This window comes from Acinetobacter sp. CIP 64.7 (assembly GCF_000369745.1).
GTDB classification, from domain to species: domain Bacteria; phylum Pseudomonadota; class Gammaproteobacteria; order Pseudomonadales; family Moraxellaceae; genus Acinetobacter; species Acinetobacter fasciculus.
The window spans coordinates 178,536-186,549 of sequence record NZ_KB850178.1 but is presented as its reverse complement, the minus strand read 5'-3'; the positions used below and the strand labels follow the sequence as shown (position 1 = coordinate 186,549).

The 8,014-nt window shown below is 41.0% G+C and carries 10 protein-coding genes and 1 pseudogene; 3 read left to right on the top strand and 8 right to left on the bottom strand.

What is annotated here, in order from left to right; genetic code table 11:
- Positions 1–187: 187 nt before the first annotated feature.
- From tnpB to F890_RS03040, 4 genes are all read right to left on the bottom strand, one after another.
- Entirely contained in the window at positions 188–523 is a 336-nt protein-coding gene (tnpB, locus tag F890_RS18505; protein ID WP_005265675.1) for an IS66 family insertion sequence element accessory protein TnpB, read from the bottom strand.
- Positions 520–903 carry an IS66-like element accessory protein TnpA gene (gene tnpA, locus F890_RS03050; protein ID WP_004733109.1) on the bottom strand — a complete coding sequence of 128 codons (384 nt, stop codon included), beginning with the start codon at positions 901–903 and terminating at the stop codon, positions 520–522. Before tnpA ends, tnpB begins: the two co-directional genes overlap by 4 nt.
- A 109-nt stretch (positions 904–1,012) precedes the next feature.
- The gene (locus F890_RS03045) at positions 1,013–1,651 is read right to left on the bottom strand and encodes a glutathione S-transferase family protein (protein WP_004281825.1); all 639 of its coding nucleotides are present in this window, start codon (positions 1,649–1,651) and stop codon (positions 1,013–1,015) included.
- A 16-nt stretch (positions 1,652–1,667) separates the two neighbouring features.
- A complete protein-coding gene (locus F890_RS03040; RefSeq protein ID WP_004281827.1) occupies positions 1,668–2,687 on the bottom strand; it encodes an NADP-dependent oxidoreductase in 1,020 nt (339 codons plus the stop codon).
- Positions 2,688–2,830: 143 nt separating this feature from the next.
- On the opposite strand from F890_RS03040, the gene F890_RS03035 reads away from it, so the two are divergent.
- Positions 2,831–3,439: a TetR/AcrR family transcriptional regulator gene (locus tag F890_RS03035; protein WP_004281836.1), complete on the top strand. Its 609-nt coding sequence runs from the start codon at positions 2,831–2,833 to the stop codon at positions 3,437–3,439.
- A 111-nt stretch (positions 3,440–3,550) separates the two neighbouring features.
- Positions 3,551–3,781: a hypothetical protein gene (locus tag F890_RS03030; protein WP_004281837.1), complete on the top strand. Its 231-nt coding sequence runs from the start codon at positions 3,551–3,553 to the stop codon at positions 3,779–3,781.
- A gap of 83 nt (positions 3,782–3,864) precedes the next feature.
- On the opposite strand, the gene F890_RS03025 is transcribed toward F890_RS03030, so the two are convergent.
- The 3 genes from F890_RS03025 to F890_RS03015 all read right to left on the bottom strand — a co-directional run bounded on the left by F890_RS03025 (position 3,865) and on the right by F890_RS03015 (position 7,102).
- Positions 3,865–4,992: an alkene reductase gene (locus F890_RS03025; RefSeq protein ID WP_004281838.1), complete on the bottom strand. Its 1,128-nt coding sequence runs from the start codon at positions 4,990–4,992 to the stop codon at positions 3,865–3,867.
- A gap of 199 nt (positions 4,993–5,191) precedes the next feature.
- Positions 5,192–5,869: a type 1 glutamine amidotransferase domain-containing protein gene (locus F890_RS03020; protein WP_004647734.1), complete on the bottom strand. Its 678-nt coding sequence runs from the start codon at positions 5,867–5,869 to the stop codon at positions 5,192–5,194.
- A gap of 75 nt (positions 5,870–5,944) precedes the next feature.
- A complete protein-coding gene (locus F890_RS03015) occupies positions 5,945–7,102 on the bottom strand; it encodes an iron-containing alcohol dehydrogenase (RefSeq protein WP_004281840.1) in 1,158 nt (385 codons plus the stop codon).
- A 183-nt stretch (positions 7,103–7,285) separates the two neighbouring features.
- Here F890_RS03015 and F890_RS19395 point away from each other — a divergent pair.
- Positions 7,286–7,615: pseudogene (locus F890_RS19395) on the top strand (IS3 family transposase); the annotation flags it as partial.
- A gap of 85 nt (positions 7,616–7,700) precedes the next feature.
- Here the strand turns inward: F890_RS19395 and F890_RS03010 are convergent.
- Positions 7,701–8,003, bottom strand: a complete 303-nt coding sequence (locus F890_RS03010; protein WP_000920558.1) for a putative quinol monooxygenase — start codon at positions 8,001–8,003, stop codon at positions 7,701–7,703.
- Positions 8,004–8,014: the final 11 nt, after the last annotated feature.

Here is an 8,014-nt window from a genome sequence, read left to right as displayed (position 1 = left end):
GCATCCAATTGTTGGTTTGATTGTGCTAGAGACTGATGCTGCAGCGCCAACTGCCTGGTGAATTCCAGCAGTTGTTCATGGGTCAGTTGGCTTAAATCAGGCAGCGTATTCATGACCGCAGTATGCCTGAGGTCATGAGAAGAATGAAATAGAACGTTTGGAGAATAGCAGAATGGTCGAGCCTGGTTTAAAGCATCGTCACCACCTGCTGTCGTCCAATGCGCTGCCAGGGCAAACCTTGGATCAGTGCCTGTAACTGTTCCGGGCTGAGGGCCACGGTTTCACCTTGGTGAACTTGAGCCCAGTGAAATTTGCCCTGTTCCAGCCGCCGGGCACACAGCCAGATGCCCAATCCATCATGTACCAGCACTTTCATGCGATGGCCACGTTTATTACAGAACAGGTAAGCACAATGCGGTTTGATGTAGCCAAAGGCTCTCACCACCTGAGCCATGGTCGTATCCATACCTGCTCGCATATCCAGAGGTTGGGTAGAAAGCCAGATTTCATCAATGCGGATCATGTTGCAAGTGCCTTGAGTAATTCTGCTAAAGCAGATATTTCTGATACTTGCCATTTCAAGCCAATTTCTGCTTTTGAGTGGGGTAAAGTAATTTGAACCGTTAACATGTCAGTAGGAGTAGGATCTAATGGTGTAGAGCAAGATAAGGCAATAAATGCAGGTTTATTCGGTAGTGGTGAGCGATCATTCCCTGGCTTACCATCAATTAAGCGAATCCATTTGGATACAAGATTTGTATTCAATCCATGTTGCAAAGCGACCGAAGCAATTGAAACGTCCGGTGCTTTACAAGCCTGAACGATCTGCTGTTTAAATTCAGCACTGTATGTTCTTCGTTTTTTCGCAAGAGATGCGATGGATGTCTGGTGATTTGTAGTCATAAATTTTAGTCCCCACTTGTTTTTAAGTGGGGACTAAATTAAGGCTTATAGGATGAATTCATAAGGTGTGTTCAGCGGACGCTTACATTGCCTTAAAAAAACAATCTTGCTATTTTTGACTTTTCACACCATTTTGTTCAATTTGTACTGCGGCTTGCCAGCTAGGTAGTTGGCTTAAACCTGCTACGTAACGTTGGATATGGGGATAATTTTCACCTTGTCCCATATGATAAACTAAAGCATGTAGTCCAAAGCCCATCATAAAGTCAGCACCGGTTAAACGGTCTGCCACTAGAAATTCTTTATCTTTTAAATATTCATTTAAATGGCCAAATACTTTATCGAACTCAACTTGAGTATAATTTTCTAGAAATACCAACTTCGTGCCCTGCTTGGTTTCTATCGTATTAAACGTTTTTAACAAAAATGGCAGCATGGCAGAGCTTTCTGAGAAATGAATCCACTGTAAATAATCGACATAGGTAGATTCATCCATATCTGGTGCTAAATGCGGCGCAAGTTTCTGAATTAATAACTCAACGATTGCGCCTGACTCTGCAATAACTTTGCCATCCCATTCCAATACTGGAGATTTCCCTAAAGGGTGAATGGTTTTTAAAGAGTCAGGGGCCAAATGCGTGCTTGAGTCACGATAATAGCGTTTCAGCTCATAGGGCTGCTTGATTTCTTCAAGTAACCACAAAATGCGAAAAGAACGTGATTGATCTAAATGATGTAGTGTGATCATGATAATTCCTATTTTTTTAAATTTTTACAACCACTTTGCCAAAGTTTTCGCCTTTCAACATACCATTGAAAGCATTGATCGTGTTATCTAAACCTTGCACCATATACTCTTTATATTTGATTTTTCCGTCTTTCAACCATTCAGACATTTGCTGATAGAATTCCGGATACTGACTGCCATAATCATCAAAAATAATAAAGCCTTGCATGCGAATACGCTTTTTTAAAAGGGTGGAAATAAAGCCCGGTAAACGGTCTGGCCCTTGTGCTTGCTCGGTAGCGTTATACTGGGAAACCACACCACACACCGGTACACGTGCCGCAGAGTTAAGCAATGGCCATACCGCATCAAACACTTTACCCCCGACATTCTCATAATAAATATCAATACCGTTGGGAGCTGCTTGTTGTAATTGTTCTGCAAAATTTTCATCATGATGATTAATACAAGCATCGAAGCCGAGTTCTTCTACTGCATAACGACATTTTTCAGGCCCACCTGCGATGCCAACCACGCGACAACCTTTAATTTTGCCAATCTGTCCAACCGTAGCACCAACAGGTCCTGTTGCAGCTGCAACGACCAAAGTTTCACCAGCTTTAGGCTGACCAATGTCCAACAACCCCATATAAGCAGTAAATCCTGGCATTCCCAAAATACCCAATGCCCAAGATGGATGTTCAGGTTGCATACCTAAGCTTTGACATGCAGTCCCATTAGAAATTGCGTAGCCCTGCCAGCCATTTCCGGAAAGAACCCACTCGCCTTCTTTGAATTTTGGGTTTTTAGAGGCCACCACTTGACTGACTGTTCCACCGACCATCACTTCGCCGATTTCAACCGGTGCTGCATATGAAGGAGCATCACTCATGCGACCACGCATATAAGGATCGAGTGACAAGTAAATGGTTTTTAACAATATCTCGCCTTGTTTAAGTTCATTGAGTTCAACTTGTTCAATACGAAAATCGCTGTGTTTTGGCTCACCGACTGGCCGTTGAGCTAAAACGATACGTTGATTAATAACTGTTTTCACACATATAACTCCATGTTTTATTTAGAAGTATTTCTATTCACAATCAAAAATTATGATTAAAATTTCTTTACATCCATTGTAGATGAGTTATAATAAAAAACAATACGACTGGTCTATTTTTTACAATAGAGTAAATAATTAATATGAAGCCTACTCCTATTAAAAAGTCTGAAGCGAAGCGCTTACACATTCTTAACACCAGTTCAGACCTGATTTTGCATAAAGGTTTTACTGGCGTAGGATTACAGGAAATTTTACAGAGCTGTGAAATCCCTAAAGGCTCGTTTTATCATTATTTCCAATCCAAGGAAGCTTTCGGGTGTGAATTGGTACAGCATTATGTAGATAATTACCAAGTCCGTTTAAATGATGTATGGCGTAGCGATAAATCCCCTTATCAAAAGCTGATTGAGTATTTTAATTTATGGATAGAAGATCCTGAAACACAGTGTGGTTGGGCGGATAGCTGTTTAATTGTGAAACTTGCCGCAGAAGTTGCCGATCTATCTGAAGATATGCGCTCCATTATGTCCGCTGGCGTCGATGATGTAATCCAACGTATTGCTGCTTTAATTGATTTGGGAAAACAGGATCAGTCTATCCAAGCAGATACTGAGGCCTCAACGTTGGCACAAGTACTTTACCAAATGTGGTTAGGTGCAGCATTACTGAGTAAGTTGCAAAAAGATAAAACGCCATTACATCAAGCTCTGAGAGCAACTAAATTTCTATTAAAAAGTGAAGATTCATAAAAATTAGATTAAATATCAATTACATAATTAATAATTCATGATAGCAGTCCAATGATTACTTATTAATGTGTTGCTATTAGATCAATTTACAATCCATGAGTATAGCGCACAATGAATTCTCCTTCTAAAGCCCTCATGACTCGTATTTTAGTTGGTTATTTAGGCTTATATCCCACACTATTACTGGTTCTCACTTTATTAAAGCCAATTACTGAGCATCAAAGTTTCCCGATGATGGTGTTGATTGAAGTCATAGTATTAGTGCCAGTAACGCAACTGATTTCTTTCCCACTGGCAGGTTGGCTCATTACACAGCTAAAAAATTTTAAGAACTTGTTTTAAGAAGAAATTGTGCTAGCAACAGCAATCTTAAGTCGTTATTTTGCCAACCACAAAGGTTGGCAAAATAACTCATTAAGTCAATATTAATCTGCGTAAGCTGGATAATCAATATAGCCTTTTTCCGTCCCACCATACATAGTGCTTGCATCTACTGCATTCAATGGCCAGCCATTGGCGATGCGATCGGGTAAATCTGGATTCGCAATAAATGGGCGTCCAAATGCAATTAAATCGGCCAGCCCTGCCTCTAAAATTCGAGTTCCTCTTTCTGCCGTATATCGACCTGCATAAATAATCCGACCACTGAAAGTGTCTCTGACATCTTTACGAAAATCATGAGGAAGTTCTGGTGCATTATCCCAATCAGCTTCTGCAATAGATAGATAGGCAATCCCAACTTCTTCAAGTATTTTTATGGCTTCAATATAAGTCACATGTGGATCATCTTCAACCAACCCCATGTAAACACGATCTTCCTCTGTACTTTCAAATAGCGGGGCAAAACGCACTCCTAAACGATCTGCACCAACCACCTCAGCAACGGCCTGTACTACTTCACGTAAAAAACGCAAACGATTGTTTAGTGATCCACCATATTCATCTTCACGGTGGTTACTATGTGCAGAAATAAATTGATTCACCAAATAACCATTTGCACAATGAATTTCAACCCCATCAAAACCAGCAGCCAAGGCATTGCGTGCTGCTTGAGCATAGAGTTGCACTAATTCTTTAACTTCTGCATTGCTTAAAGCACGTGGCATTGAAGGATCAGCCAAGGTCCCTGCATTGGGCCCGGTCTCAATAAACACTTTAACATTACTATCAGCCCTAATAGCCGAGGGTGCGACCGGTGATGCATGATCGGGTTGCAAAGATGTATGTGAAACACGCCCAACATGCCAAAGTTGTGCAAAAATAATGCCTCCTTTAGCATGCACTGCTTCCGTCACTTTACGCCATCCAGCAATCTGTTCAGGGCTGTAAATACCGGGAGTCCAAGCATAGCCTTGACCACGTGGCTCGATTTGCGTACCTTCGGTGACCATAAACCCTGCCCCGGCACGCTGTTGATAATAGGTTGCCATCAGTTCATTTGGAATATTCTCTGGCTGAGTACTGCGCGACCGCGTTAATGGTGGCAATACAATACGGTTTTGCAAAACATAAGGGCCTAAGCTTAAGTTTTGAAAAAGTTTGCTGTCTTTCATTTCATTGTATCCAAGTAACCATGACTTAATTGATCTAAATTAAAAAAAATATCCTTCCTGTATATAGAAAAATAAATAAAGGAAAGCTATTAACTCAGGCCCTTCACCATTAAGTGAGGGTTATTTTGCTTATTGCGCCAGTTGCTCAGAGTCAGAAGTTTATTCACTGCTAAGCACCACAACAGACACTAGCTACTCTTTATTTCAACAATTGAAGTAATGCTGAGGCAGTTGCAGCAGAAGATGCTGGATTTTGTCCAGTAACCAGCAAGCCATCTACTTGAACATGTACTTGCCAATCATCAACTTTAGAATAATGACCACCGTTTTGTTTAAGCATGTCTTCGACTAAAAATGGTACAATTTCAGTCAAACCTACAGCGGCCTCCTCAGTATTGGTGAAACCAGTCACTAATTTACCGCTAACTAAGGGCGCTCCATTACTCGCTTTCACATGACGAAGAACACCCGGGGCATGACACACTGCTGCAACAGGTTTGCCAGACTGAATCGCCTGTTCAATCAGAGAAATTGAAATCGGATCTTCTGCTAAATCCCACAATGGGCCATGCCCGCCTGGATAAAACACTGCATCATAATCAGCTACAGAAATTTCGCTAAGTTTATGTGTCTGTGCCAATGCTTGCATTGCAGTTGGATCTGCTTCAAAACGATGAGTGGTTTCAGTTTGAGCATCGGCTAAATTACTTTTCGGATCTAGTGGTGGCTGCCCACCTTGAGGCGACGCCAGCGTAACTTCAGCACCAGAGTCAATAAAGGTGTAATACGGTGCAGCAAGTTCTTCTAGCCAGAAACCTGTTTTCTTACCAGTATTGCCAAGTTGATCATGTGAAGTTAAAACGATTAAAATTTTCATGTTATTTCTCCGATAATTTTCATGATTGAGGAGCATTGTTACAGGGTCAGAGCATGCCAGATACGCGCATTTAGCTTAGATGCTCATCTCGAGAATTTGGCGACTGATCTCTAATGAAACATTTTTATGTTCGCCTAGCTGTGTAAGATTATGTGATTTAAGTTGCGTAATGATGATCTCAATATCTGTCTCCCCCAGTCCATAATCGCTAAGACGAGTCGGCAATCCAAGTTGCTCAAAGAAGGCTCGAGTACGAGCAATAGCAGTATCAATACGTTGTTCTTCATCACCTTCGACAATCTGCCAGACACGAGCTGCATACTGTAGTAATTTTTCTCGCTTCTCTTGACGACGCACTTGTAGATTGGACGGCAACACAATGGCCAAGGTACGAGCATGATCAATACCATATAAAGCCGTGAGCTCATGTCCAATCAAATGGGTTGACCAATCTTGTGGTACACCAGCTCCAATTAGCCCATTCAGTGCCATGCTAGCAGCCCACATCAAATTCGCACGCGTGTCATAATCTGCTGAATCTTCCAAGATTTTCGGTCCAATCTCAATCAAAGTTTGCAATAGACCTTCGGCAAAACGATCTTGTACGTGTGCATTCACAGGGTGAGTTAAGTACTGTTCCATGACATGAATAAATGCATCGACCACGCCATTAGCCAACTGGCGCGTCGGCAAGCTAAAAGTTTTATTCGGATCAAGTACGGAAAATTGCGGAAAAACATAGGGACTGCTAAATGACAATTTGGCTTGGGTCGATTTTCTGGTTACTACCCCACCGCTATTCATTTCTGAACCAGTTGCCGGAAGGGTGAGTACACTCGCAAAAGGCAAAGCTTGGGTAATTTTATTACCATGGGTTTCTAAAATCTCCCATGTATCCCCTGTATAATTGACTGCTGCTGCAATAAATTTAGTACCGTCGATTACCGATCCACCACCGACAGCCATCAAGAAATCAATCTTTTGTTCACGAATCAGCTCTACAGCTTTCATGAGGGTTTCATAACTCGGATTCGGCTCAATTCCGCCAAATTCATGAATTTCTCTTGCACCTAATGCTTCACGCACTTCAGCTAAAGTACCATTCTTACGTGCACTTTCACCACCAAACAACATTAATACTTTTGCTTCTGTAGGCACATAGTCATTGATTTTAGCTATTGTATCGCCACCAAAAATAATGCGGGTCGGATTATAAAAGTTAAAATTCAGCATATTTTTATCCTAGAATGATCAGTTAATTGATTTGAAAAACCACCGTTATTCATCAAATAAACTTTTAAAAAATCGGACAACACTACGGCTTTTGCCTACACCATGTGCTAACTATACATAAAAATAGACCAGTCGTCTATTTTTATAAAAATTATTTCAGCTTGCAACTTTAGTGATGGTTAAACAAATTCAGGCTTGTTCTATACCGCTTTTATTATTAATGTATTTTCACGAGCGATTGTTGGATGAAAGGTATCAACACGTATGACTACTGACATGGTTGTGAACGCATTGGCTGAAACAGTGAATGGCTCATACAAAATAGCAATGATTAAATATTTTAAAAGCAGATTGGCACGGTTTAGCAGATGTACAAATGTGACAGTAAATTAGATAGATTGGTTCAATATAAAGCATGTAAATAGTTGCATTCGTTTATTTACCCTGTTTTGGATATTGCCCCATTTAAATGATGAGATTAAGCCAATAAATAAAGTAGCCCAACTTGAATAAAAAGCCTATGACAAACCTCAAAGCGTTAAAGTGCTGCCTTTCATTCAAAATTTCAGACAGCACCCTCATACATTTAAGCATCGGTTTAAGCTGGTAGTTTACTCGCCAAAACATCTACTTTTTCAATAGATGGTGGCTCTGAAAATAGCTCTTCGGCCTGAGCCATCAAAGCAGCTGCAACCTTGCCAGATAAATGCGCTTGGCGACCCGCCTCATCAGGAAATGCATCAAAAATACCAAATGTTGTAGGTCCAAGACGTAGGCCAAACCACGCAACTGTCGCAGGTTCTTCCATGACAATAGGTAAACCGGCTTTAAGAAAAGCTTCCACTTCGTCTTCTTTACCCGGTTTAGCTTCAAGACGGACATATAAAGCTGTTTTAAGCATGACTAAAACTC

Coding starts and splice junctions, on each gene's coding strand:
- tnpB (WP_005265675.1), bottom strand. CDS start 523: ATGATCCGCATTGATGAAATCTGGCTTTCTACCCAACCTCTGGATATG.
- tnpA (WP_004733109.1), bottom strand. CDS start 903: ATGACTACAAATCACCAGACATCCATCGCATCTCTTGCGAAAAAACGA.
- F890_RS03045 (WP_004281825.1), bottom strand. CDS start 1,651: ATGATCACACTACATCATTTAGATCAATCACGTTCTTTTCGCATTTTG.
- F890_RS03035 (WP_004281836.1), top strand. CDS start 2,831: ATGAAGCCTACTCCTATTAAAAAGTCTGAAGCGAAGCGCTTACACATT.
- F890_RS03030 (WP_004281837.1), top strand. CDS start 3,551: ATGAATTCTCCTTCTAAAGCCCTCATGACTCGTATTTTAGTTGGTTAT.
- F890_RS03025 (WP_004281838.1), bottom strand. CDS start 4,992: ATGAAAGACAGCAAACTTTTTCAAAACTTAAGCTTAGGCCCTTATGTT.
- F890_RS03020 (WP_004647734.1), bottom strand. CDS start 5,869: ATGAAAATTTTAATCGTTTTAACTTCACATGATCAACTTGGCAATACT.
- F890_RS03015 (WP_004281840.1), bottom strand. CDS start 7,102: ATGCTGAATTTTAACTTTTATAATCCGACCCGCATTATTTTTGGTGGC.
- F890_RS03010 (WP_000920558.1), bottom strand. CDS start 8,003: ATGCTTAAAACAGCTTTATATGTCCGTCTTGAAGCTAAACCGGGTAAA.